The sequence below is a fragment of the Streptomyces sp. NPDC030183 genome (assembly GCF_055573455.1).
Genome location: NZ_JBVIBK010000019.1, coordinates 116,564 through 138,888 on the forward strand (window position 1 = coordinate 116,564; position 22,325 = coordinate 138,888).

The following is a 22,325-nucleotide window of genomic DNA, read 5'->3' on the forward strand; positions in this document are numbered from 1 at the left end:
TTCTGGCGGGGGCGGGGGCGTCGTGGTTTCTCGCGCAGTTCCCCGCGCCCCTGGAGGGACGGGCCTGCGGCCCGCCCTCCCCCATGAAAAGCACGGGGCGCAGCCCCGGTCGCTTTTCAGGGGCGCGGGGAACTGCGCGATCAGCCCCCGCTCACCCGCAGCCGCCCACGCACCCCCCGGCCCGAGCTCCTAGGCCCGCAGCTCTCCCAGCTGATCCAGGAACCACTGGGCAGGCGGCAGAGCGGTGGCCGCCGCCGTCAGGCGCTTCGCGCGTTCCGCCCGCTCCTCCGCCCCCATCGACAGCGCCTCGTGCAGCGCCTCCGCCGTGCCCCCGATGTCGTACGGGTTGACCACCACCGCGTCCTCGCCCAGTTCCTCGAACGCCCCCGCCTCCCGCGACAGCACCAGCGCGCAGCCACGGTCGGAGATGAGCGGGACCTCCTTGGCGACCAGGTTCATGCCGTCGCGGATGGGGTTCACGAGGGCGACGTCGGCGAGGCGGTATGCGGCGAGGGAGCGCGCGAAGTCGTCCTTGACGTGGAGGACGACCGGGGTCCAGCCCGGCGTCCCGTACCGTTCGTTGATCTCGGCCGCCACCCGCTGGACCTCGGCGGTGTACTCCCGGTACACGGCGAGGTCCTGCCGCGACGGGTACGCGAAGGCCACGTGCACGACGCGCTCGCGCCACTCCGGGCGGTCGTCGAGGAGCTGCCGGTACGCCAGCAGGCCCCGCACGATGTTCTTGGACAGTTCCGTGCGGTCGACGCGGACGATCGTGCGGCGCGGCGTGCCGTCGGGGGCCGTGCCGATCTCCTCCCGCAGCGCGACGATCCGCTCGTCGACGTCCGCCTCGTGCGCGCGGGCCCGCAGGAAGTCCGCGTCGGTGCCGAGGCCGTGCACACCGATCCGGGTGCCGGAGGTGGCGTCGGGGCCCAGTACGGCGTGGCAGCACGCGGTGAACGCGTCCGCCCAGCGGCGGGTCAGGAACGCTGCCCGGTCGGCGCCGAGGATGCCGTTCAGCACCTTCGCGGCGATGTCGTCGGGCAGCAGCCGGAAGTAGTCCACGGGCGCCCACGGGGTGTGCGAGAAGTGGCCGATCCTGAGGTCGGGGCGCAGCTCGCGCAGCATCCTCGGCACGAGCGTCAGGTGGTAGTCCTGCACCAGCACGGCCGCGCCGTCCGCCGCCTCCTGCGCCAGCGCCTGGGCGAAGGAGCGGTTGTACGTCTCGTACGCGGCCCACTGGGCGCGGAACTCCGCGTCGAAGACGGGCTCCAGAGGGGTCTGGTACAGCATGTGGTGCACGAACCACAGCGCGGAGTTGGCGACGCCGTTGTACGCGGCGTGGTGGACGTCGGCGGGGATGTCCAGCATGCGTACGCCGGGCTCGCCGACCCCGCGGCGTACGGCCTCGCGGTCGCCGTCGCCGAGGGCGGAGCAGACCCAGAGGGCGCCGGCGTCGGGGCCGATCGCCGACAGGCCGGATACGAGTCCGCCGCCGCCGCGCTTCGCGGTGAGGTGACCGGAGTCGTCCTGGGTGTACGAGACGGGGCCGCGGTTGGAGGCGACCAGCACCTGGGCTGCAGCGTGCGTTGATGCCATACGGCTCAACCTAGCCCGTGGTCGAACCGCTCAAACGTGCGGTTCGGCTGTATACAGGAGCGCCTAGGGGGGTGGGGGTGACTTGTGCGTCGGCGAGTGCGGGTAGTTCGTGGTTTCTCGCGCAGTTCCCCGCGCCCCTGAAGGGAACGGGCCTGCGGCCCGCCCCTTCATGAGCGCCCGCACCCGGCGACGAACCCGCGCCCCGCCCCCTACGCCGCCTTCCGTTCCACGTACTCCGCTATCTCCGCCATCGGCGGTCGTTCCTCCACATCCACCGAGTACGTGCGCGGCTCGAACCCTTCCGCGCCGCGTTCGAACTGGGTCAGGACGGGGCGGATCAGGTGGCCGCGGGCCAGGCGGAGCTGGGCCGTGCGGTAGATCGCCGCGGACATGCGGCCCAGGGCCTGCCCGTCCTGGTGGCGGTGTTTGCGGACGCCCACGTCGACCTGGGCCAGCGCGTCGAGGCCGACGAGGTGGAGCGCGTCGACGAGCATGCCCAGTTCGATGCCGTAGCCGACGGGGAACGGGAGCCGTTCCAGGAGGGAGCGGCGGGCCGCGTACTCGCCGCCCAGCGGCTGGACGAAGCCCGCCAGCTGGGGCCAGTGCATGTTGAGCAGGGGGCGGGCCATGAGTTCGGTCACCCGGCCGCCCTGGCCGGCGGCCGTGCCGAGCGGGCGGTCGTACATGGCCTTGACCAGGTCGACGCCGGGGTCGGTGAGCAGCGGGCCGACGATCCCGGAGACGAAGTCGGACGAGAACTCCTTGAGGTCCGCGTCGATGAAGCAGACGATGTCACCGGTCGTGACCAGCAGCGACCGCCACAGCACCTCGCCCTTGCCGGGCACGGCGGGCAGGCGCGGCAGGATGTCGTCGCGGTGCACGACCCGCGCCCCGGCCGCCGCCGCGACCTCGGAGGTGCGGTCGGTCGACCCGGAGTCGACGACGACGACCTCGTCGACGAGCGGGACCTGTTCCATGAGGTCATGGCGGATGACGGCGACGATGTCGCCGACCGTCTCCTCCTCGTTCAGCGCGGGCAGGACGACACTGACGGTCTGGCCCGAGGCCCGTTTCGCGGCGAGGATCTTGTGGAGCGGGCGATCGGTCACGGACCAGGAGCGGGTGCTCAGCCAGCGCTCGACTTCCTTCAGCACAGTGCGCGGCTCCTCTGCGTTCATCTCGCGGTTCGGACGGCTCTCTCAACTGTCCTGGCCTTCGGTTACAGTCTTGAACAACGCTGATGACCATCGCATGTCGGTGCTCGTGTGCGTATACAACCAAATACCGCTCATCCAGAGGGGCAGAGGGATACGGCCCGATGAAGCCCCGGCAACCCTCCAGCTGTCTTGTCACGTCGCCGTGGCGAGGTCCGGCTAGGGAAGGTGCCAAATCCGTCTCACGACGAGATGCGTCGTGAGGAAGATGAGGAGAAAGGGCCTCGCCTCACATGGCTGCGCAGACTGTTGCCACCGAATTCACGACCACCGACGGTGCCGCCCAGAGCGTCGACCTCGGCCCCGCCGCCGCCCTGAGCTGTCGCGAGTGCGGTCACCGCGTCCCCCTCGGACCGGTCTTCGCCTGCGAGGAGTGTTTCGGCCCGCTGGAGATCGCGTACGACTACTCCGCCTACGACACGGAGGAGCTGCGCAAGCGGATCGAGGCCGGCCCCGCGAACATCTGGCGGTACGCGCCCCTGCTGCCCGTCCCCGCCGACGTGGCGACCAAGCCGAACCTGAACCCCGGCTGGACCCACCTCGTCAAGGCCGACAACCTCGCCCGTGAGCTGGGCGTCACCGGCGGCCTCTACATCAAGGACGACTCCGGCAACCCGACGCACTCCTTCAAGGACCGCGTCGTCGCCCAGGCCCTGGAGGCCGCGCGCGCCTTCGGCTTCACCACCCTGTCCTGCTCCTCCACCGGCAACCTGGCCGGCGCCGTGGGCGCCGCCGCGGCCCGCGCCGGCTTCCGCTCCTGCGTGTTCATCCCGCACGACCTGGAGCAGGGCAAGGTCGTCATGGCCGCCGTCTACGGCGGTGAGCTGGTCGGCATCGAGGGCAACTACGACGACGTGAACCGCTTCTGCTCCGAGCTGATCGGCGACCCGGCCGGCGAGGGCTGGGGCTTCGTGAACGTCAACCTGCGGCCGTACTACGCCGAGGGCTCCAAGACTCTCGCGTACGAGATCTGCGAGCAGCTCGGCTGGAAGCTGCCGGACCAGCTGGTCGTGCCGATCGCCTCCGGCTCGCAGCTCACGAAGATCGACAAGGGGCTCCAGGAGCTGATCAAGCTCGGGCTCGTCGAGGACAAGCCGTACAAGATCTTCGGCGCGCAGGCCGAGGGCTGCTCGCCGGTGTCCGTCGCCTACAAGGCGGGCCATGACGTGGTCCGGCCGCAGAAGCCCGACACGATCGCCAAGTCGCTGGCCATCGGCAACCCGGCGGACGGGCCGTACGTCCTCGACATCGCCCGGCGCACCGGCGGAGCCGTGGAGGACGTGACCGACGAGCAGATCGTCGACGCGATCAAGCTGCTCGCGCGGACCGAGGGGATCTTCGCGGAGACCGCCGGCGGTGTGACCGTCGGCGTCACGAAGAAGCTGATCGAGAACGGGCTGCTGGACCCGGCGCTGACCACCGTCGTGCTCAACACCGGTGACGGTCTCAAGACGCTGGACGCGGTGGCCGGGACGGGGCTGACCGCGACCATCCGCCCCAACCTCGACTCGTTCCGCGAGGCCGGGCTCGCGTAACCGTCCAGCCCCGCGTTCCTCAGCTCTGCCGCACACATCCGGAGGTCATCAGTCATGAGCGTCAGCGTTCGCATCCCCACCATCCTTCGCACCTACACCGGCGGTCAGGCCGAGGTGCGGGCCGAGGGCGCCACCCTCGCCGAGGTCATCGCGGACCTGGAGAAGAACCACACCGGGATCGCCGCGCGCGTCCTCGACGACCAGGGGAAGCTGCGCCGGTTCGTGAACGTCTACGTGAACGACGACGACGTGCGGTTCGAGCAGGGTCTGGAGACGGCCACGCCGGACGGGGCGGGCGTGTCGATCATCCCGGCCGTCGCCGGCGGCTGACCACCGTTCCGTACCCGCCGGTAGTAACCGTCGGTAACCTCGATTACGGATTGTTCATCGAATTGCCCCCTCCGCGAGAGAAGCGGAGGGGGCAATTCTCTATGGTTGAGCACGGTACAGTTGGGGAACCCGGCCCGACCGCCGTTGTGAATTCATGCCGGGCGCATATCCAATCGCGCCGCACGCCCTATATGAAGTAGCCAAAGTCTGTATGGCTTTTGCGTGTTTCGCGCCTTTTGCGGGGCCCGACTTGCCCTGAATTCAGGGGAATTGTTCGTACATTCCCGACCGGGCCTGTCCAGATTTTCTCGTCCGATTGCCCTGTTGCAGACGGCAGTTGGGCAGATACATTCAGCCGCGGTCGACGCGTTCCGGCGCACACCCCCAACCGTTGGGGGGTGAGGTCTGACCCGGATCCGCGAAGTGTGGATCTGTGCAAGGGCCAGTAATAGGGGAGTTAGGCATGGCTCAGGGCACCGTCAAGTGGTTCAACGCGGAGAAGGGGTACGGCTTCATCGCGGTCGACGGTGGTGCGGATGTATTCGTCCACTACAGCGCGATCCAGATGGACGGTTACCGCACCCTGGAAGAGGGCCAGCGGGTCGAGTTCGAGATCTCGCAGGGTCAGAAGGGTCCGCAGGCGGACATGGTCCGTCTCGCAGGCTGAAGCAACGCGCCGGTAAGCAGCGACGTTCTTCGTTCTTCTCGGAGGGTCCGCGCCCCGTACTCGGGGTGCGGACCCTTCCGCGTGCCCGGGGCCAGTCGCCGGGCACGCCCGTCGGTGGCCGTGGAGGGGGGCGCCGACCGGGCGCGTGGGGGCGCGTTCACCTGCGGATCATCCGGAGGCGCTTGCACTCGACCATGCCGAGTGCTAATCATTGGCGTTAGCACTCTGAAGGTGAGAGTGACAACGAAGGACCGGGTCGGTGAGGCCCGCAGGCCAGGTGGGGCAAGGAACCACGAGGCAGGCGAGCCGTCCGTCGCGGGCGCGGGCGCGGTCCGAAGGAATCACCCCCAGTCCTGGAGGGACCACTTCACATGGCCAAGATCATCGCGTTCGACGAGGAGGCGCGGCGCGGCCTCGAGCGCGGCATGAACCAGCTCGCGGACGCCGTCAAGGTGACGCTCGGCCCCAAGGGCCGGAACGTCGTCCTCGAGAAGAAGTGGGGCGCCCCCACGATCACCAACGATGGTGTCTCCATCGCCAAGGAGATCGAGCTCGAGGACCCGTACGAGAAGATCGGCGCCGAGCTGGTCAAGGAAGTCGCCAAGAAGACGGACGACGTCGCCGGCGACGGTACGACCACCGCGACCGTTCTCGCCCAGGCGCTCGTCCGCGAGGGTCTGCGCAACGTCGCCGCCGGTGCCAACCCGATGGCCCTGAAGCGCGGTATCGAGAAGGCCGTCGAGGCCGTCTCCGGTGCGCTGCTCGACCAGGCCAAGGAGGTCGAGACCAAGGAGCAGATCGCCTCCACGGCCTCCATCTCCGCCGCCGACACCCAGATCGGCGAGCTGATCGCCGAGGCCATGGACAAGGTCGGCAAGGAAGGCGTCATCACCGTCGAGGAGTCCCAGACCTTCGGTCTGGAGCTGGAGCTCACCGAGGGTATGCGCTTCGACAAGGGCTACATCTCGGCGTACTTCGCCACCGACATGGAGCGCATGGAGGCGGTGCTCGAGGACCCCTACATCCTCATCGCCAACTCCAAGATCTCCAACGTCAAGGACCTGCTCCCGCTCCTGGAGAAGGTCATGCAGTCGGGCAAGCCGCTGCTGATCATCGCCGAGGACGTCGAGGGCGAGGCCCTGTCGACCCTGGTCGTCAACAAGATCCGCGGCACCTTCAAGTCCGTCGCCGTCAAGGCCCCGGGCTTCGGTGACCGCCGCAAGGCGATGCTGAACGACATCGCCATCCTCACCGGCGGCGAGGTCATCTCCGAGGAGGTCGGTCTCAAGCTGGAGAACACCTCCCTGGACCTCCTGGGCCGTGCCCGCAAGGTCGTCATCACCAAGGACGAGACCACCGTCGTCGACGGCGCCGGCTCCTCCGAGCAGGTGCAGGGCCGGGTCAACCAGATCCGCGCCGAGATCGAGAACAGCGACTCCGACTACGACCGCGAGAAGCTCCAGGAGCGTCTGGCGAAGCTCGCGGGCGGCGTGGCCGTCATCAAGGCCGGTGCCGCGACCGAGGTCGAGCTCAAGGAGCGCAAGCACCGCATCGAGGACGCCGTCCGCAACGCGAAGGCGGCCGTCGAGGAGGGCATCGTCGCCGGTGGTGGCGTGGCCCTGCTCCAGGCCTCCCAGGTCTTCGAGAAGCTGGAGCTGGAGGGTGACGAGGCGACCGGCGCCAACGCCGTGAAGCTCGCCCTGGAGGCCCCGCTCAAGCAGATCGCCGTCAACGGCGGCCTCGAGGGTGGCGTCGTCGTGGAGAAGGTCCGCAACCTTCAGGTCGGCCACGGTCTGAACGCCGCGACCGGTGAGTACGTCGACATGATCGCCTCCGGCATCATCGACCCGGCGAAGGTGACGCGTTCCGCCCTGCAGAACGCCGCCTCCATCGCCGCGCTCTTCCTCACCACCGAGGCCGTCATCGCCGACAAGCCGGAGAAGGCCGCCGCGCCCGCCGGTGGCGGCATGCCGGGCGGTGACATGGACTTCTGAGCCTCCTCGTAGTTCGTAGCGAGAAGGTTCGGACCCGGTCCGTCAGTACCGAGGGCGGCACTCCCTGTTCGACAGGGGGTGCCGCCCTCGGGCGTGTCCGGCGTCACACAAGCCGTCGTGCGGCGGCGGAATGCCGTGGCGGGCGGGGAGGTTGACGAGTGCAGCGATTGATGCACATGCATATAGCGCCCGACCTCTCCGAGGAGTCCCCACGTGACCACCGCGTCCACCTCCCGTGCCGCCGATGTTCTCTCCCGGCCCGTTCGGATCAACGGTCTGACCGTTCCGAACCGGATCGCCATGGCTCCCATGACGCGGGTCTTCTCGCCCGGCGGTGTGCCGGGTGCGGATGTCGCCTCGTACTACGGGCGCCGGGCCGCCGCCGGTGTCGGCCTGATCGTGACCGAGGGCACCTACGTCGGGCATGAGACGGCCGGCGACCTGGACGGCGTACCGCGGTTCGCCGGTGAGGAGCAGCTCGCCGGGTGGGCGAAGGTCGCCGATGCCGTGCACGCCGGCGGCGGCACGATCGTGCCGCAGCTGTGGCACATCGGCACCGTCCGCCAGCAGGGCAAGCTCTTCCCGGAGGCCCCGGTCCTCGGCCCCTCCGGTCTGCGGGTCGACGGCACGCCCGCCGAGGGCGGCCGTGCCATGACACAGGCCGACATCGACGAGGTCGTGGCGGCGTTCGCCAAGTCCGCCGCCGACGCCGAGCGCGTCGGCATGGACGGCGTGGAGATCCACGGCGCCCACGGTTACCTCGTCGACCAGTTCCTCTGGGAGCGCACCAACCGACGCACCGACGCCTACGGCGGTGACCTCGTCGCCCGCACCAAGTTCGCGGCCGAGATCGTGGCGGCCGTACGGGCCTCCGTGTCCCCCGACTTCCCCGTCATCTTCCGCTACTCGCAGTGGAAGCAGGAAGCGTACGACGCGCGCCTCGCCCAGACGCCGCAGGAGCTGGAGGCGCTGCTGAGCCCGCTCGTCGCGGCCGGTGTCGACGCGTTCCACGCCTCCACGCGCCGCTACTGGCAGGCGGAGTTCGAGGGCTCCGAGCTGAACCTCGCGGGCTGGACGAAGAAGCTCACCGGCAAGCCCACCATCACCGTCGGCTCGGTCGGTCTGGACGGCGAGTTCATCGCCGCGTTCGCCGGTGAGGGGTCCTCGACCAAGGCGATCGACGACCTGCTCGACGGTCTGGAGGCCGAGGAGTTCGACCTCGTCGCCGTGGGCCGTGCGCTGCTCCAGGACCCGGAGTGGGCGGCGAAGGTGCTCGGCGGCCGCTTCGACGAGCTGAAGGCGTTCGAGCCGGCCGCCCTGGGCTCGCTGAGCTGAGCATGCCACTGGGCCCGGACTTTTCGCCAAGTCTCCCCAGTACCCGGCGGTAGTGATCCGATTCCGCCGAATGTGCCGCTGTAGTGTCGTGGGCGCAGCGTCGCCCGGGCACCTCAACTGCCAGCCGATGAGCGGCAGTTGAGGTGCCCTTCTTTCTTGCGCGACCGCTCCCCTTCACCCCCCACGAACGGGACTGGACAAGCTCATGGCACGACACAAGCTCACCCTCAAGCACAAGCGGCTCATCGCGGCGGTCGCCGCCGTCGGCGCGGTCGCCGGCGGTCTCGGCATCGCGGCCGGCGCGAACGCCAGCGAGACCACCTCCGCGACCCGCCCCGAGCCGTCGCCGGAGGCGGCGGCCGACGCGCCGTCGAAGAAGAAGCAGCCCGTGGTCAAGGTCGTCGTGAAGTCGGTGCTCGCCCCGGCGGCCACCGCGGACGTGGCACCGGCGGTCACCTACGACACCACGCTCGCGCCGCTCGGCGCCCGCGTCCAGGTCAAGGAGGAACTGCGGCGCGACGGCGGTACGCGGATCGAACTGCGGCTGCGGGACCTGGTCGCGAACCGCGCGTACGGCGCGCACGTCCACACCAAGCCGTGCGGCAAGCTGCCCGCCGACGCCGGGCCCCACTACCAGGACCAGGCCGACCCGGTGCAGCCGTCCGTCGACCCGAAGTTCGCCAACCCCGAGAACGAGGTGTGGCTGGACGTGAACACGAACAAGAACGGCTCGGCGCGTTCGATCGCCACGGTGGACTGGCGGTTCCGGGCGGGCGGGGCGCGTTCGGTGGTCCTGCACGAGAAGAGCACGGCCACGCACGAGGGGCATGCGGGGACGGCCGGGCTGCGGCTGGCCTGCGTGAACGTGCCGTTCAAGTAGGCCAGGCCGGAGGCTGCCCGGGTCAGGCGTAGTCCTTGAGCTTCTCGGTCTTGAGGGTGACGGAGACGGGCGCGGGCAGCTCTACGGTGGCCCCCCAAGGGTGGGAGAGGGTCCGCTGGTAGCGGCCGTTCTCAGGCTCGCTGAAGACCTTGAGGGTGTTGTCGTCGCGGTCGATGAGGAGGTACACGGGAATCCCGGCCTCCGCGTAGCCGACGGGCTTCTCGACGCGGTCCCGCTTGTTGGTGTCGTGGTCGCGGGAAGTGATCTCCAGGGCCATCAGGATGCCGCCGGTGTCGGACCACTCGCCATGTCCGACGAGGTGGTCGACCGGCACGAGCACAGCGTCAGTGCGGGCTCGTCCCTTGCGGTACGCCTCGGCCTTGACACCGGACTCGGGTGCGAGGTCGAGGTCAGGGCGCTGGGCAAGGAATTGGCGCATCAGCCACAGGTAGATCGAGCGGTGTTTGCCGTCCGGCACTGCCTTGACCTCTAGTTTTCCGTTGATGTACTCAAGCCGAACGGTCTCCGGTGCCCGCCGCTCCAGCTCTTCGAAGTCCTCGACGCTGAGTGGCTCCTTGGTACGGACGCGTCCGTTGACGAACTCGAGCCGCACATGCTGCGGAGCCGCGTCGGCGAGTTCCTCGAAGTCCTCGATGGGCATCTGCGGGTGTTCGGCGGTGCTGGGGGTCATGGCGTCGCCTCCTCCCCTCCATCGTGCCCCGGCATGGTGGCGGCGGACCGTAGGAGCGGTCATACGGGTGTCCTCTCTCGTGGCGGTAGGGACATCGCCGCACGGATCTCCGCCGCGCGGGCGTGGACCGACGCAGCCGGGAGGGGCGCCTTGTGGCGCGTGGGGGCGCGTTCGCCCCGGCAGGCGCCGCAGGTGCCGCCCGGCAGGGCCTCGGGGCGGCCCGGGGTGCGGCAGTTGGCGCACTCCAGCATGCGGAGCGGTGGCCGTACGGGGGGCGGTTCCGGGGTCAGCTCCCGCTCCGGTTCCGGTTCCGGTGGGAGCTTGCTGGTGAGGCGGGTGCGGAGGAGGGCCGCCGGGCTGTGGACCGGGGTGGGGAGGCCCGTGGTGAGCGCCTGGCGGATCGTCTCGTCGGTGGCGCCGCGCTCGAACCAGGGGAGGAGGAGCGGGGCCAGGGCCGCGCAGTCCGCCTGGGAGAGGGACAGGGACGGGGTCGTTCGGCCGAGGGCCGCGAGCAGGATGTGGGCGCGGGACCGGGTCGGGCGGGCGTGCTCGGGGTCCTCCCGCTGTGACCCGGGTCGCGCCTCCGGTACGTCGCCGCGTGTGAAGCTCGCCCACCAGTCGTCGTCCCGCGCGGTCCGGGAGAACCACGATCGGGTGATCCACCGGGCACTGCCCGATTCGGCGGTCAGATGTTCGCGCCCCCGGCGCAAGTGACCGGCCTGCTGGAGCCTGTTGAGCGCCGTACGCAGCGCGCACTGGCCGTACGGGAGCGTCTTGGCCAGCGTCTTCACGGAGATGTCGGCGCCGTCGGGCAGCCGGTCGATGTACGCGGCGATCGCTGCTTCGCGGGGCGGGAGGTGCGCGAAGTCGTGTGCGGAGCGGGGGTGTTGGCCGGGGGTGGTGCGTTTGCCGTAGCCCGGGTTGGCCATGGGGTGGGACGACCCGAGCGGGGACGCGTGCGCGGGCAGGGGAGCGCTACTAAGCTTGGCATCAGCCATGGGATCGAAATTCCTCTTCGATCTTGTAGGTCAAGCCCCCGCAGGTGTTGGCGCACCTGACGGGGGCTGTTTCGTCTGCGCGCACGCTATCAGCACGGTCACCCTGCGTGGCAACTCGAACGCGAGACGTCAACATGCCGGGTGGGAGGGTGGGTTGAGGCCCACCTCCCATTCGCTGAAAAGAAGGCTCGAAGCTCGGGGCTTGAGCCTCGGGGCGGCTCCGCGGGCGGTTAATTCGCTCGCCGGGTGGGGCGGCTCCCGCGTACGGTGGGCGCACTCTGACGAACACGCTCCCCAGAAGTACGCCGCAGAACGGGAGCAGCCGCGCGAGACGGCGCGGGCCATGGAGGGGCGGCAGTGACTTTGCCCTGCCCTTCTACCGTTCAGGAGTGCTCTGCCATGAGCCCCGTTTCCGTACCCGTGTCCGTCCCCATGCCCGCGTCCGTGCCCGTCGGGCTCGGGCTGCCCGTCGACGACCCCGCCGGTCTGCTGACCTGGGCGCGGCTCGCCGACGACTCGCCCTTCTCCACACTCGGGCTGCTGGACCGTCTCGTCTACGACAACCCCGACCCGCTGGTGGCCCTGTCCGCCCTCGCCGGGGCGACGCGCCGCATCCGGGTCCAGACCGAGGTGCTCCTCGCCCCGCACTACAACACCGCGATCCTCGCCAAACAGACGGCCACGCTCGACCGGATGTCCGGCGGGCGGTTCACGCTCGGCATCGGGATCGGCGGGCGCGAGGACGACTGCCGGGTCGCCGGCATCGACATCCGGCGGCGCGGACGCCGACTCGACGAGCAGATGGAGCAGTTGAGGTGGGCGTGGGCCGGCCGACCGTACGCCGAGGGCGTCGGCGCGGTCGGGCCACTGCCGGCCACCCCCGGCGGTCCCGAGGTCCTCTTCGGCGGATTCGCCCCCGCCGCGCTCGAACGCGTCGCCCGGTGGGGTGACGGCTTCCTCGGGGCGGCGCTGCCCCCGGCGTACATGGACCGCATGTTCCGCGACGTCGAGACGGCGTGGGCGAAGTACGGCAGGGAAGGGCGCCCGAAGCTCGTGGCCCAGGCCAGCGTCGCGCTGGGAGCGCCGTCCCTGGTGGCCGACGCCCGCGCGAACCTGCTGCGCTACTACGAGTTCACGGGGCGCGCCGCGTACATGGCGGAGGGGCTCCTCACCACACCGGACGCGATCCGGTCGGCGGTCGCCGGGTATGCCGGGATCGGGGCGGACGAGGTGATCCTCTACTGCTGGGCGGCCGACCCCGACCAGGTGACACGCCTGGCGGAGGTCGTCTTCGCCTAGCGTCGCGGTTGCTTGACGTCTTGGACGAACAGGGACCACGCCTCGGCCCGGAACACGAGCGCCGGGCCGAGGGGGGCGGTTTTGCTGTCGCGGACGGGCACGAGGGGGAGAGCGACGGTGGCTACTTCGAGACAGTTGCCGCCGCTGCCCTCGCTGTAGCTGGACTTGTGCCAGGTGGCTGCGCTCAGGTCGCGCTCAGGGGTGTGCCTCATGTTCGTAATCCTGAGCCATTGCTTCGAGCATGGCCAGGGACTTCTCAGGCGAGAGTGCGGCGGCGGCGAGGAACTCGTGGGTGCGCCGCTGGTATCGGACGGTCGCGGGGTCGTCCTCCAGCCGTCCGGAGCCAACTCCCTCGAAGTAGAGCAGTGTGGGGGCGTCCACGAAGTCCATCAACTTGATGGAGCCCTCCATCGATGCGTGGGCTCCCGCTTCGAACGGCAGCACCTGCACGATGATCCGGTTCTCCTGAACCAGGGCGATGATGTGCCGCAGAGCCTCCGCCATCACAGCGCGCCCGCCCGTCACTCGACGCACCACCGCCTCATCCATCACGGTCCAAAACAACGGACCTGTTGCACCTTCCAAGATGTGGGCGCGTTCCATCCGGTGTGCCACCTTCCTCTCGATCACCTCCTCCGGAGCGGTGGGCTGGTAGGCGCGGAACACGGCCCGTGCGTAAGCGGGTGTCTGGATCAGCCCGGGGATCAAGAGGGGCTCGTACTGCCGGATCTCCGTGGCAGACGACTCCGCTTCCACTGCCTCCACGAAGTGCTCCGTGTAAGTGGACTTGGCGGCGGCCTTGCAGTTACGCAGGAAGAAGTCCCCCGTGTCCAAGGCGACATCGATGAGGCGGGCGATCTCTGGATTCATCCTTCGTGTGGCCGCTTCCAGCTGGCCCACGAACGAGCCGCTCACGAACAGTCGTTGGCCCAGGTCCTCCTGGCTGAGGCCCGCCTTTTCCCTGGCGTGGCGCAGCTCCGCTCCCAGGAGTGCTCGGGGTGATGACGACGGGTCGAGGTCCTTCGGTCCGGGCATGGCCGTACTCCCTGTCCAGCAGTCCCCCTGTTGGGGCGTCGTATCTGGCCAGGCTAGACACCTCTCGACCACGCTGTGTGGTGAATCTGCAACCCAGCGTGGAGGAAGTGACCGTGAAGAAGAGAACAGCGGCGGCGGACGCCGGACGGCGGCCGGAGCGGATTCTCGCCCTGACGACCGAGGAGGCCGTCGAGCAGCTCGACCAGGCCCTGCGTGCCGTCGGGATCATCCTGCCGTCGCTGGGGATCGACCCGGTGACCGGGGCGAGCGACCAGCCGTTCCCCCTCGTGCGGCTCGGGTGCTGCAACATGACCGTCGCCGCCCGGCTCGCCGCCGTCCTGCGCAAGGCGGCGGAGACGTGACCGCGCGGTCGTACGCCGTGGACGTACGGGACGGGCGGCTCGGCGAGGTGATGGGGGAGGAGGGCGGCTACGTCCAGCTGAGGCCCGTCGGGGGTGGCCGGGAGTGGGACTGCCCTCCCGGATCGCTGCGGGAGGCGGCGCCGGGAGACGTGCTGCGCGCTCGGGTGCGGCAGGTCAACGCGCAGGGGCGGCTGCCGTGTTGAGTGCTTGGTGGCAGTTGGCGTAAGCGTGCCCCGTTGCGGGTTCTTCGTGCCACGATGGGCGGTCATGGAACGTCGGGGGATGGGGGACGGGATGGCGTCGTTGCGCAGGGTGCTCGGGGTGGCGTGTCTGGTCGCGCTGGTGTGCGGGTGCGGTGGGTCGGGTGGGTCGGGTGACTCGGACCGGCCTCGGTCGGGGAAGCCGGGGAAGTCGGCGTCCGGGTCGACCTCCGGGAAGGCCGGGGGTGACGGGGAGTCCGGCGGTAGGCGGGCCGACGTGACGTTCATGCCGCAGGAACCCGTGAGCGCGCAGGCGTTGGAGCGGACCGCCGAGCTGATCCGGGACCGGGCGGCGAAGGCCGGGCTGGGTGGCGTGAAGGTGGCTGTCGAGGACAAGAGCCAGATCACGGTGTCCGGTCCGGCCGCCCGGCAGGAGACGTTGGAGGCGCTCGGCCAGCCGGCGGAGCTGGCGTTCCGGCCGGTGCTGAGCGCGGTCCCGGAGACGGGTGTGGAGAAGTGCCCGGACGCGGTGGAGGGGCCCTCTTCGGAGCCGCTCACCGCGTGCGGGGAGTACCAGGGCACCGTCTCCACGTACCAGCTCGGACCGGTCGCCGTGGCCGGTACGGACGTGTCCGAGGCGGAGGCGGCGCACGACGCGGAGCGGGGCAACGGCTGGTACGTGAAGCTGGACTTCACCGCTGCGGGCGGGGCGAAGTTCGCCGACATCACGGGGCAGTTGTCGACACAGCCCTCGCCCCGGAACCAGTTCGCCATCGTCCTCGACGGTGTCGTGGTGTCCGCACCTGAGGTGCACGGCCCGATCACCGGCGGCAAGGCCGAGATCTCCGGCAGCTTCACCGAGCAGCGGGCCCGGCAGCTGGCCGCCCAGGTGAACACGGGTGCCCTGCCGGTCCACCTGTCGGTGTCGAGCGTGACGAAGCCGCGGGTGGACTAGGCCCTGGGCGGCCGGGTCGGTCAAGGGATCGCTGGGGCGTCCCCGACGGGCGGGGGCTCCGGCAGCGGCTCCGTGTTGCGGCTGCTGAGGCCGTCGAGGGAGATGCGCAGAAGGCGGCGCCACTGGCCGTGGGGACCATCGAGGTCCTCGGCTCGGGCAGGACCACGACCAGCGAACTCGTCCAGGAGCACCTGGCCGGCGCGAAGCTCATCAAGGCGTTCAACAACATCGGCGACGTCCACATCGCCTCCCTCGCCCGCCCCGTCGGCGCCTACGGGGCGCCCTACTTCACCGACCCCGACGCCACGAGGGCCTCCTGGGTGCGGCTGGCCGAGGCCAACCGCGCCGGAGCCCCGCTCGAGGTCCCCCCATCGACGACCCCGGCACCCCGCTGCCCGCGGCACGGCTGCGCGCGCTCCTCGCGGACACGCCGCGCAAGCTCACCGCCGACCGCGTATTTCAGAGGTTGCCCATCGGTTCGATGTCCCGGCGGACCGGCTCGCCCCAGATGCGCAGGACGTCGTAGTCGGTGAACTCGTGGACCAGGCGGTACGCGATGGCCGGGCGGGGGCCGCGGCGCTGGGCGGTGAGATACAGCTCGGCCTCGCGGCGGTCGCGGCGGGGGGTGCCGCAGAGCTGCCACGCCTGGCCGTTCCACGCCTCCGGGAGCCAGCGCTGCTGGGGCTGGGGGCGGTCGTCCCGTACGCCGTAGCGGGAGGGGGCCTGGGGTGTGGGGGCGGTGGGGCGGGGCGGGCCGTAGCTGTCGTTCAGCTCAGTGCGACGGGCCGTGCGGCGGCGGGTCTCGCAGAGGAGGCAGCGGTCGGGGGCCTCCTCGTCCACCGGGCCGTGGGGGTGTTCGGGGCAGCGGGTGGTGGGGGCCGCCGTGGTGACTGTCTCGTCGAGGAGGTCCAGGGCCCGCTTGAGGTCTGCTTTCACCTCGTGCAGGCGGGTGTCGGGGGTGTCGGCGGTCAGGGCGTCGCCGTGTTCCCCGAGGAGGCGTAGGGCTCGGCCGAGGGCGGTGAGCTGGGCGTGGTTCACGGGGCTCGGGCCCTTTCTGTGGGGCGGCGGGTGGGGTGACCTCACCACGGTGCCACACCCCACCGGCGACGGGGTTTGCCGCCCCCGCCGCCCCTACCCGTCCCATCCCCAGGGGCGCTGCCCCTTCGACCCCGGCCGTGTCTTCGGGGGCTGCCGCTCCCGGGCCCCTGCCTTGAGTGAGCGGGGGTGTTTGCGGTGGGTGGGGACGTGTCGGTGCGTTGTGGCTGGTCGCGCAGTTCCCCGCGCCCCTTCGGGGGCTGCGCCCCCGTGCCCCCGCCTCCGTCGGCTCAGGGCGTGCACGGGCCTGCCGTCGGGTGGCGGCCCGCGGTGAACGCGGCCGGGGGGACGCCCATGAAGTGGCGGAACTCCGCCGTCATGTGGGACTGGTCGTAGTAGCCCGCTGTCGTCGCGATGTCGGACCAGCGGCCGGTGTCCGCCGCGAGAACCGTGCGGAGCCGGTCGATGCGGGCGAAGCGTTTGGGGGACAGGCCCGTGCCGTCGGTGAACAGGGTGTGCAGGCGGCGCTCGCTGATGTGCAGGCGGGCCGCGGTCGTGGCGACGCCGACGACGGCCAGCAGGCGTGCCGCCTCATCGAGCCGATGCGCGGGCTCGGGGCGGTCGGCCACTGCTTCTTCGAGCGTGGCGATCGGGTCGGCGGCGAACCGGTCGACGTCCAGGCCCGGCAACACGCCGAGCGGCAGCGCCCGGTCCGCCAGGTCCCGCAGGGGACGGCCGAGGAGGGCTTGCGCGCGACCCGGGCGCATCCGCACCCGCAGGCACGAACGGCCGGGCGTACCGACGTGGTAGGCGGCCCTGGTGCGGGGACCCATGACGATCACCTCACGCCGGTCCAGGCGCAGAAGCAGCGTGGTGGCGTGATCGGGCACGTCGACCACCGGCGAACCGGCCGCCGTGGCGACGTCGATCCCGGCCACCCAGCGCGTCAGGGCGGGCGGCACGTCGAGAGAGCGCACGCGGCTCACGATAGTGCCGAAACTTCCTATAGGGCGGCCTCGGGCCGCTGACATCGTCGGAGCATGATCCTTGTCACGGGTGCCACCGGCACCATCGGTAGTCATGTCGTCCGTCTGCTCACCGAGCGGGGCGTGCCGTTCCGGGCGATGTCCCGCCGTGAGCGGCCCGGCTGGGTGCGGGCCGACTTCGACGACCCGGCATCGCTGGCGGACGCGGTGGTCGGTGTCGACTCGGTCTTCCTGGTGTCCGTGCCGCCCGTGCCGACCGCGGACCACGACCTGGCCCTGCTGACGGCCGCGCGGGCGGCGGGCGTCCGGAAGATCGTCAAGTTGTCCGCGATCGGCAGCGGTGAGCGGTTCGAGGGTGCGACGGTCGGCGCGTGGCACCTCGCGGCGGAGGAGGCGATCGAGGCGGGCGGATTCGTGTGGACGATGCTCCGCCCGCCGAGCTTCGCGTCGAACCTCCTGTGGCACCGGGCGCTGATCCGGGCCGGCGAGCCGATCCCGGATCTGACCGGCGACTCCCGGCAGGCCATCGTCGACCCGCGGGACGTGGCGGCCGTCGCCGTCGCCGCCCTCACCGGCGACGCGCACGACGGGCGGCGGTACGACCTGACGGGGCCGGAGCTGCTGACGTTCGCGGAGCAGGCGGCGATCCTGGAGCGCGTACTGGAGCGTCCGGTCAGGACCACCGACGCGGGCGCGCTCGACCGGCTGCCGGCCGGGATGCGCACGGGCATCGGCTGGGCGCGCGCCGGCGGTGCGGCCTACGTCACCGACCACGTGCCCCGCGTACTCGGCCGACCGGCGGGCACGTTCGAGCGGTGGGCGCGCGACCACCGGGAGGCGTTCACGGCCGCCGCGTCGAACCCCTGAGAGTCGGTCGAATCCCTAAGGGTTGGTCGAGTTCCTGAGAGTCGGTCGAAATTCCTGAGAGTCGTCCGCCGCCGGCGTCCCCTCAGCTCGTCCTCGTCCTCGTCGTCGCCGCCGCTGCCAGGGCCGCTCGCAGGTGGCCCTGGTTCTCCTGGAGCAGGCGGGTCGCCGTGGGGGCGTCGGTGTCGCTCAGAAGGGTGAGGATGGCTGTCTTGACCTCGCCGTTCGCGGCGGTCAGGGCCTTGTCGATCTCCTCGTCCGTCGCACCCGTCGCGAGCGCGACGATGCGGTGGGAACGGGCCCGGAGCTTGTCGTTGGTGGCGCGGACGTCGACCATGAGGTTCCCGTAGGTCTTGCCCAGCCGGATCATCGTGATCGTCGAGAGCATGTTGAGGACCAGCTTCTGGGCGGTGCCCGCCTTCAGGCGGGTGGAGCCCGTCAGCAGTTCCGGCCCGACGACGATCTCGATGCCGTGGTCGGCGGCCTTGGCGAGCGCGCTGGACGCGTTGCAGGCAAGCCCCACCGTGAGGGCGCCACGGGCCCGCGCGTACTCGACGGCGCCGATCGCGTACGGCGTGCGGCCGGAGGCCGAGACGCCCACCACCGTGTCGTCCGGGGTCAGCGCCAGCGCGCCGAGGTCCTCGCGGGCCAGGTCCGCCGAGTCCTCCGCGCCCTCGATCGACGTGATCACCGCGTCCCGGCCCCCGGCGATCAGGCCCAGCACCTGGGACGGCGCCGTGTTGAAGGTCGGCGGACACTCGGACGCGTCGAGGACCCCGAGCCGTCCGGCCGTTCCCGCGCCCGCGTAGATCAGGCGGCCACCCCGTGACATCCGCTCCGCGATCGCGTCGATGGCCTCCGCGATCAGCGGCAGCCGCGCGGACACCGCCGCCGGGACGGTCGCGTCCTCGCCGTTCATCAGCTTCGCGATGTCGAGGGTCGGCAGCCGGTCGATGTCCGCCAGGTCGGGGCGGAACGCCTCGGTCGTCAGCGACTCCAGCTCCGCTCGTACGGCGAGGTCGTTCGGGCTGGAGCCGTAGGGGAGGTCAGGGAGGGAAGGCATGCGGTGACTCATTTCCGTACGGTGCGATCGGCCTCCCCGGCAGGGAGAGGGAGCGTCCCCGACAGGCAGAGGGGAAGCGTCCCCGGCTGGGGGGAGGGAGGAGAGGAGACGACTGCGGTACCCGCCTTCGGCAGCCCTAGCGCGACGGCCCTCCACTCCTGTGCCGGTGCGCCAGCGCCTCGTACGACGCCGACAGCGCGGGCGCCGCGGACTCGTACGTCCGCTGGGCCACCCCGATGAACAGGCAGTCCACCACCAGCAGCTGGCTCGTCCGGGAGGACATCGCCGCCGGACGCAGCTCGCTCTCCCGCGCGGTCGACGTCGTCAGGACGTGGTCGGCGTACTGGGAGACCGGACCGTCCGGCCGCCCCGTGATCGCGATCGTCGTCGCACCGTGGTCGAAGGCGACCCGCAGCGGCTCGATGACGTCGCCCGTCGAACCGGAGTGGGTGATCGCGATGGCCACGTCCTTCGCGCGCAGCTGCACCGCGTTGGTGACGGCGAGGTGCGGGTCGCTGTGCGCCTGGGCTATCAGCCCGATACGCAGCAGCTTCTGCGCGAGGTCCTGCGCGACCAGCCCGGACGCCCCGACCCCGTACACGTCGATCCGGCGGGCCCCGGCCAGCGCCCCGACCGCCGCGCCCAGCTGGACCATGTCGAGTCCGGCCGCCGTGTCCGCGAGGGTCTGCTGCTCGTCGTACGCGAGCTTGGCGACGACGTCGGGCAGCGGGTCGTCCACCGCGATGTCGGCCGTGACGGAGGGCGCGCGGCCCGACTGCTGGTGGGCGGCGAGACCGGCCAGGGCGAGGCGCAGGTCGCGGTAGCCGGGGTAGCCGAGGAGCCGGGCCGTGCGGACGACCGTCGCCTCGCTGGTGCCGGTGCGTTCGGCGAGGCCGGTGACCGTGAGCGCCGCGCACGCGGCCGGATCGCTCGCCACCGCCTCCGCGACGCGCTGCATGGAGCGGGTCATGGACGGCGCGAGCGTACGTACCTTCGCGGCGAGGGCGGCGGGAGCGGGGGGAGCGGCCTCACCGCCGCGGCCTCCCGCGCCGCGGCCTGCACCGCCGCCGCGGCCCGCCTCCGGGCTCTCGGCCGTGGGCGGCCGGCCTTCGGCGGCCGGCTTCCGGCCCTCGGCCGGGGACGCCTCCGGTGGTGTCCGTCCTTCCCTTCGCGCGAAAATTTCCTTCACCTCATCACTCACACCATGAAAGATATTTTCCGCTCTGGTGTGCGGTCAAGGGTGCGCACAATGGAGGCATGAGTCCCGGCAGTGATCCCGTGAGCCCCCTTGAGCAGGCCTTGCACGCGGCCCGTGCGCTCGTGCTCGCCGATCTGGTCGCCCAGGAGGTCGCCGAGGCCGACGTCGTCTCGATGGTCGAGGAATCCGTCGCCCAGCGCCGCTGGTGGGTCGAGCAGTGGCCGGACGGCGCGGAGTACGTCGCCGGGCTGATCGCGCAGGACGTCCAGGACGCCCTGCTGGAGCGGTACGGGCGCTGGCCGCTCTGCCCGGTCTGCGGCTCGGGCGATCCACACGCCCTCGACGTGGAGCCGGAGCTGGGGCCCGACCCCCGGTGGGTGTGCCACAAGGCGGGGGTCCGGGTCGCGCCGGTCGGGGCCCTGGGGACCGCCACCGGGAGGTCGTCGCCCTCGTGACCCTCTACATCGATCCGCCGACCTGGCCGGGACACGGCCGGATGTGGTCCCACCTGGTCAGCGACGTCTCCTTCGACGAGCTGCACGACTTCGCCCGCCGGGTCGGCGTCCCCGAGCGCGCCTTCGAACGCGACCACTACGACATCCCGTCCCACCGCTACGAGGACGTCGTGGCCGCGGGCGCGGTGGAGGTCGGCTCGAAGGAACTGCTCCGCCGGCTCACAGCGGCGGGCCTGCGGCGTCCCAAGGGGCGGGTCGTCGGGCGGTGACGGCCCGCGTACGTGAGGCCCGCCTCTGTGTGAGGCCCCGCGTACGTGCCACGCGTGGGTCACGCCCCCGTACGCGGGCGTGGGTCACGCTCGCGTACGCAGGCGTGGTCACGCTCCCGTACGCGTCAGGGCCCCGTGCGCGTCACGCCCCCGTATGCGTCAGACCCCGTGCGCGTCACGCCCCGCGCGTCGGCTCAGGCGGGCAGGCGGAGTTCGTACGCGCACTGCTCGCCGTGCTCCCCGTCGCCCCAGTCGTCGCTCACCTGCTCGAACCCGGCGCGGGTCACCACGCCGTGGGAGGGGGTGTTGACCTTGTCGACGACGGCGAAGAGGGACCGGACGTCGCCCTGTTCGCGCGCCCGCTCGCGCGCCCAGTCGGCCAGCGCGCGCAGCGCCTCCGTGGCGTAGCCGCGCCCGCGCGCCCCCTCGACCAGGTCGTAGCCGATCTCGACACGGCCCTCCTCGTCGGGGGCCCCGTGGTAGCCGAGCGCGCCGAGAGCGAGCCCGTCCTCCTTGCGGACGAGGACGTACATGCCCCACTCGGGCCGGTGCACCCCGGCCTCGTACGCCTGGAACACCAGGCCGGCGCCGACCCGCGTGCCCTCCACCGGGCCGCCGACGATCCAGTCGAAGCCGCCGGTGCCGCCCTCGGCGAGGTCCGCGGCGGCCGCCGGGTGGATGCCCTTGAGGACGATGCGCTCGGCGTCGATGTGCAGCGGGTTGCTCCACTTCCAGCCGGTGACCGGGGCCCGGTCCGGCAGATCGGCGCGGCCGGTGGCCCACAGGAGGGTCGCCCAGGGGTCGTCACCGGGCCTGACGTGCGGGAACAGCCTGGCGAGCACCGATTCGCACAAATGCCTAGGGGCCTCGTACGGGGTCAGTCCGAGGCCCTCGACGATGTCGTGCGTGTGCAGGAGCACTTCGGTGACGCCCATCGCCGCGAACCCCTCGCGGTCGGCGAAGCGGAAGGGGTAGGGGTGGAAGGCGCGCACGTCGCCGGGGGTGGTGTCCACGGTGGCGGCGAGGATGGCGCCGGTCGTCTCGATGACGTGCAGCAGGTCGGCGTTGTCCTCGCACTCCGTGGTGTCGATGAGGAACGGTACGTACGCGCTCTGGGCACGCCCCGCCAGCTGGCCCGCGTAGGCGATCAGGTCCGAGGAGACGTGGTCGGCGGTCTTACGGCAGTTCCAGTCCAGCCGCCCCGCCTTGGTCCCCACCCAGTCCCGGTCGACGGCCCCCCGCAGCACGGCCACGCTGTGCCCGACGGCTTCCAGTACCTGTTCCCCACCCATTGGTCGCATGGGCGTGAGGATAGGCGGGGGCGGCGCGGGAGGACGAACGGATTTACGTCCAGGGGGCGC

General features: G+C 71.1%; 24 protein-coding genes and 1 riboswitch. Of the genes, 13 read left to right on the top strand and 11 right to left on the bottom strand.

Features of this window, described 5'->3' with window-relative positions:
- Positions 1-189: 189 nt before the first annotated feature.
- Both ACZ4Z2_RS23430 and ACZ4Z2_RS23435 read right to left on the bottom strand, forming a co-directional pair.
- A complete protein-coding gene (locus tag ACZ4Z2_RS23430; protein ID WP_468078595.1) occupies positions 190-1,599 on the bottom strand; it encodes an alpha,alpha-trehalose-phosphate synthase (UDP-forming) in 1,410 nt (469 codons plus the stop codon).
- Between the two features lie 209 nt (positions 1,600-1,808).
- Positions 1,809-2,753 carry a glucosyl-3-phosphoglycerate synthase gene (locus ACZ4Z2_RS23435; RefSeq protein ID WP_468078596.1) on the bottom strand — a complete coding sequence of 315 codons (945 nt, stop codon included), beginning with the start codon at positions 2,751-2,753 and terminating at the stop codon, positions 1,809-1,811.
- A gap of 131 nt (positions 2,754-2,884) precedes the next feature.
- Positions 2,885-3,028: riboswitch (SAM riboswitch) on the top strand.
- An 18-nt stretch (positions 3,029-3,046) separates the two neighbouring features.
- Here ACZ4Z2_RS23435 and thrC point away from each other — a divergent pair.
- The 6 genes from thrC (at position 3,047) to ACZ4Z2_RS23465 (ending at position 9,554) form a co-directional block, all read left to right on the top strand.
- Complete coding sequence (gene thrC / locus ACZ4Z2_RS23440) at positions 3,047-4,348, top strand: threonine synthase (RefSeq protein ID WP_468078597.1); 1,302 nt, start codon at positions 3,047-3,049, stop codon at positions 4,346-4,348.
- 54 nt (positions 4,349-4,402) lie between these two features.
- Positions 4,403-4,678: a MoaD/ThiS family protein gene (locus ACZ4Z2_RS23445; RefSeq protein WP_159769297.1), complete on the top strand. Its 276-nt coding sequence runs from the start codon at positions 4,403-4,405 to the stop codon at positions 4,676-4,678.
- A gap of 463 nt (positions 4,679-5,141) precedes the next feature.
- A complete protein-coding gene (locus tag ACZ4Z2_RS23450; RefSeq protein WP_009339379.1) occupies positions 5,142-5,345 on the top strand; it encodes a cold-shock protein in 204 nt (67 codons plus the stop codon).
- Between the two features lie 371 nt (positions 5,346-5,716).
- A complete protein-coding gene (gene groL / locus ACZ4Z2_RS23455; protein ID WP_468078598.1) occupies positions 5,717-7,339 on the top strand; it encodes a chaperonin GroEL in 1,623 nt (540 codons plus the stop codon).
- A gap of 213 nt (positions 7,340-7,552) precedes the next feature.
- Entirely contained in the window at positions 7,553-8,674 is a 1,122-nt protein-coding gene (locus ACZ4Z2_RS23460) for an NADH:flavin oxidoreductase (protein ID WP_468078599.1), read from the top strand.
- Between the two features lie 205 nt (positions 8,675-8,879).
- Positions 8,880-9,554 (top strand): superoxide dismutase family protein, encoded by a 675-nt coding sequence (locus tag ACZ4Z2_RS23465; RefSeq protein WP_468078600.1) that lies wholly within the window; start codon positions 8,880-8,882, stop codon positions 9,552-9,554.
- 22 nt (positions 9,555-9,576) lie between these two features.
- Here the strand turns inward: ACZ4Z2_RS23465 and ACZ4Z2_RS23470 are convergent, their stop codons facing one another.
- Both ACZ4Z2_RS23470 and ACZ4Z2_RS23475 read right to left on the bottom strand, forming a co-directional pair.
- Positions 9,577-10,245, bottom strand: coding sequence for a Uma2 family endonuclease (locus ACZ4Z2_RS23470; protein WP_468078601.1), 669 nt, complete (start codon positions 10,243-10,245; stop codon positions 9,577-9,579).
- Positions 10,246-10,304: 59 nt separating this feature from the next.
- On the bottom strand, positions 10,305-11,243 hold the full coding sequence (locus tag ACZ4Z2_RS23475) for a hypothetical protein (RefSeq protein ID WP_468078602.1): 939 nt from the start codon (positions 11,241-11,243) through the stop codon (positions 10,305-10,307).
- A gap of 444 nt (positions 11,244-11,687) precedes the next feature.
- On the opposite strand from ACZ4Z2_RS23475, the gene ACZ4Z2_RS23480 reads away from it, so the two are divergent.
- Entirely contained in the window at positions 11,688-12,542 is an 855-nt protein-coding gene (locus ACZ4Z2_RS23480; RefSeq protein ID WP_468078667.1) for an LLM class flavin-dependent oxidoreductase, read from the top strand.
- Here the strand turns inward: ACZ4Z2_RS23480 and ACZ4Z2_RS23485 are convergent.
- Positions 12,539-12,754 carry a DUF397 domain-containing protein gene (locus ACZ4Z2_RS23485; RefSeq protein ID WP_468078603.1) on the bottom strand — a complete coding sequence of 72 codons (216 nt, stop codon included), beginning with the start codon at positions 12,752-12,754 and terminating at the stop codon, positions 12,539-12,541. The genes ACZ4Z2_RS23480 and ACZ4Z2_RS23485 overlap by 4 nt on opposite strands.
- Complete coding sequence (locus tag ACZ4Z2_RS23490) at positions 12,738-13,577, bottom strand: helix-turn-helix domain-containing protein (protein ID WP_468078604.1); 840 nt, start codon at positions 13,575-13,577, stop codon at positions 12,738-12,740. The genes ACZ4Z2_RS23485 and ACZ4Z2_RS23490 overlap by 17 nt, the downstream gene beginning before the upstream one ends.
- A gap of 113 nt (positions 13,578-13,690) precedes the next feature.
- Here ACZ4Z2_RS23490 and ACZ4Z2_RS23495 point away from each other — a divergent pair, with 113 nt between their 5' ends.
- The 3 genes from ACZ4Z2_RS23495 (at position 13,691) to ACZ4Z2_RS23505 (ending at position 15,094) form a co-directional block, all read left to right on the top strand.
- Positions 13,691-13,939 (top strand): hypothetical protein, encoded by a 249-nt coding sequence (locus ACZ4Z2_RS23495; protein ID WP_468078605.1) that lies wholly within the window; start codon positions 13,691-13,693, stop codon positions 13,937-13,939.
- Positions 13,936-14,142 carry a hypothetical protein gene (locus ACZ4Z2_RS23500; RefSeq protein ID WP_468078674.1) on the top strand — a complete coding sequence of 69 codons (207 nt, stop codon included), beginning with the start codon at positions 13,936-13,938 and terminating at the stop codon, positions 14,140-14,142. Before ACZ4Z2_RS23495 ends, ACZ4Z2_RS23500 begins: the two co-directional genes overlap by 4 nt.
- Before the next feature lie 283 nt (positions 14,143-14,425).
- Positions 14,426-15,094, top strand: a complete 669-nt coding sequence (locus tag ACZ4Z2_RS23505) for a SecDF P1 head subdomain-containing protein (RefSeq protein ID WP_468078606.1) — start codon at positions 14,426-14,428, stop codon at positions 15,092-15,094.
- Between the two features lie 459 nt (positions 15,095-15,553).
- On the opposite strand, the gene ACZ4Z2_RS23510 is transcribed toward ACZ4Z2_RS23505, so the two are convergent.
- Both ACZ4Z2_RS23510 and ACZ4Z2_RS23515 read right to left on the bottom strand, forming a co-directional pair.
- A complete protein-coding gene (locus tag ACZ4Z2_RS23510) occupies positions 15,554-16,132 on the bottom strand; it encodes a hypothetical protein (protein WP_468078607.1) in 579 nt (192 codons plus the stop codon).
- Between the two features lie 287 nt (positions 16,133-16,419).
- Positions 16,420-17,106, bottom strand: coding sequence for a helix-turn-helix domain-containing protein (locus ACZ4Z2_RS23515; protein WP_468078608.1), 687 nt, complete (start codon positions 17,104-17,106; stop codon positions 16,420-16,422).
- 63 nt (positions 17,107-17,169) lie between these two features.
- Between ACZ4Z2_RS23515 and ACZ4Z2_RS23520 the strand changes: the two genes are divergently transcribed.
- On the top strand, positions 17,170-17,982 hold the full coding sequence (locus ACZ4Z2_RS23520; protein ID WP_468078609.1) for an NAD(P)H-binding protein: 813 nt from the start codon (positions 17,170-17,172) through the stop codon (positions 17,980-17,982).
- Between the two features lie 82 nt (positions 17,983-18,064).
- Here the strand turns inward: ACZ4Z2_RS23520 and murQ are convergent, their stop codons facing one another.
- Positions 18,065-19,042, bottom strand: coding sequence for an N-acetylmuramic acid 6-phosphate etherase (gene murQ / locus ACZ4Z2_RS23525; RefSeq protein ID WP_468078610.1), 978 nt, complete (start codon positions 19,040-19,042; stop codon positions 18,065-18,067).
- A gap of 136 nt (positions 19,043-19,178) precedes the next feature.
- Positions 19,179-20,243, bottom strand: coding sequence for a MurR/RpiR family transcriptional regulator (locus ACZ4Z2_RS23530; RefSeq protein ID WP_468078611.1), 1,065 nt, complete (start codon positions 20,241-20,243; stop codon positions 19,179-19,181).
- A gap of 56 nt (positions 20,244-20,299) precedes the next feature.
- Here ACZ4Z2_RS23530 and ACZ4Z2_RS23535 point away from each other — a divergent pair, with 56 nt between their 5' ends.
- Both ACZ4Z2_RS23535 and ACZ4Z2_RS23540 read left to right on the top strand, forming a co-directional pair.
- Complete coding sequence (locus ACZ4Z2_RS23535) at positions 20,300-20,695, top strand: hypothetical protein (RefSeq protein ID WP_468078612.1); 396 nt, start codon at positions 20,300-20,302, stop codon at positions 20,693-20,695.
- Positions 20,692-20,964, top strand: coding sequence for a DUF4031 domain-containing protein (locus ACZ4Z2_RS23540; protein ID WP_468078613.1), 273 nt, complete (start codon positions 20,692-20,694; stop codon positions 20,962-20,964). The genes ACZ4Z2_RS23535 and ACZ4Z2_RS23540 overlap by 4 nt, the downstream gene beginning before the upstream one ends.
- A gap of 194 nt (positions 20,965-21,158) precedes the next feature.
- Here the strand turns inward: ACZ4Z2_RS23540 and ACZ4Z2_RS23545 are convergent, their stop codons facing one another.
- A complete protein-coding gene (locus ACZ4Z2_RS23545) occupies positions 21,159-22,256 on the bottom strand; it encodes a GNAT family N-acetyltransferase (RefSeq protein ID WP_468078668.1) in 1,098 nt (365 codons plus the stop codon).
- Positions 22,257-22,325: the final 69 nt, after the last annotated feature.

Coding starts and splice junctions, on each gene's coding strand:
- groL (WP_468078598.1), top strand. CDS start 5,717: ATGGCCAAGATCATCGCGTTCGACGAGGAGGCGCGGCGCGGCCTCGAG.
- ACZ4Z2_RS23470 (WP_468078601.1), bottom strand. CDS start 10,245: ATGACCCCCAGCACCGCCGAACACCCGCAGATGCCCATCGAGGACTTC.
- ACZ4Z2_RS23535 (WP_468078612.1), top strand. CDS start 20,300: ATGAGTCCCGGCAGTGATCCCGTGAGCCCCCTTGAGCAGGCCTTGCAC.
- thrC (WP_468078597.1), top strand. CDS start 3,047: ATGGCTGCGCAGACTGTTGCCACCGAATTCACGACCACCGACGGTGCC.
- ACZ4Z2_RS23490 (WP_468078604.1), bottom strand. CDS start 13,577: ATGCCCGGACCGAAGGACCTCGACCCGTCGTCATCACCCCGAGCACTC.
- ACZ4Z2_RS23485 (WP_468078603.1), bottom strand. CDS start 12,754: ATGAGGCACACCCCTGAGCGCGACCTGAGCGCAGCCACCTGGCACAAG.
- ACZ4Z2_RS23520 (WP_468078609.1), top strand. CDS start 17,170: ATGATCCTTGTCACGGGTGCCACCGGCACCATCGGTAGTCATGTCGTC.
- ACZ4Z2_RS23545 (WP_468078668.1), bottom strand. CDS start 22,256: ATGGGTGGGGAACAGGTACTGGAAGCCGTCGGGCACAGCGTGGCCGTG.
- ACZ4Z2_RS23445 (WP_159769297.1), top strand. CDS start 4,403: ATGAGCGTCAGCGTTCGCATCCCCACCATCCTTCGCACCTACACCGGC.
- ACZ4Z2_RS23430 (WP_468078595.1), bottom strand. CDS start 1,599: ATGGCATCAACGCACGCTGCAGCCCAGGTGCTGGTCGCCTCCAACCGC.
- murQ (WP_468078610.1), bottom strand. CDS start 19,042: ATGCCTTCCCTCCCTGACCTCCCCTACGGCTCCAGCCCGAACGACCTC.
- ACZ4Z2_RS23465 (WP_468078600.1), top strand. CDS start 8,880: ATGGCACGACACAAGCTCACCCTCAAGCACAAGCGGCTCATCGCGGCG.
- ACZ4Z2_RS23505 (WP_468078606.1), top strand. CDS start 14,426: ATGCCGCAGGAACCCGTGAGCGCGCAGGCGTTGGAGCGGACCGCCGAG.
- ACZ4Z2_RS23475 (WP_468078602.1), bottom strand. CDS start 11,243: ATGGCTGATGCCAAGCTTAGTAGCGCTCCCCTGCCCGCGCACGCGTCC.
- ACZ4Z2_RS23450 (WP_009339379.1), top strand. CDS start 5,142: ATGGCTCAGGGCACCGTCAAGTGGTTCAACGCGGAGAAGGGGTACGGC.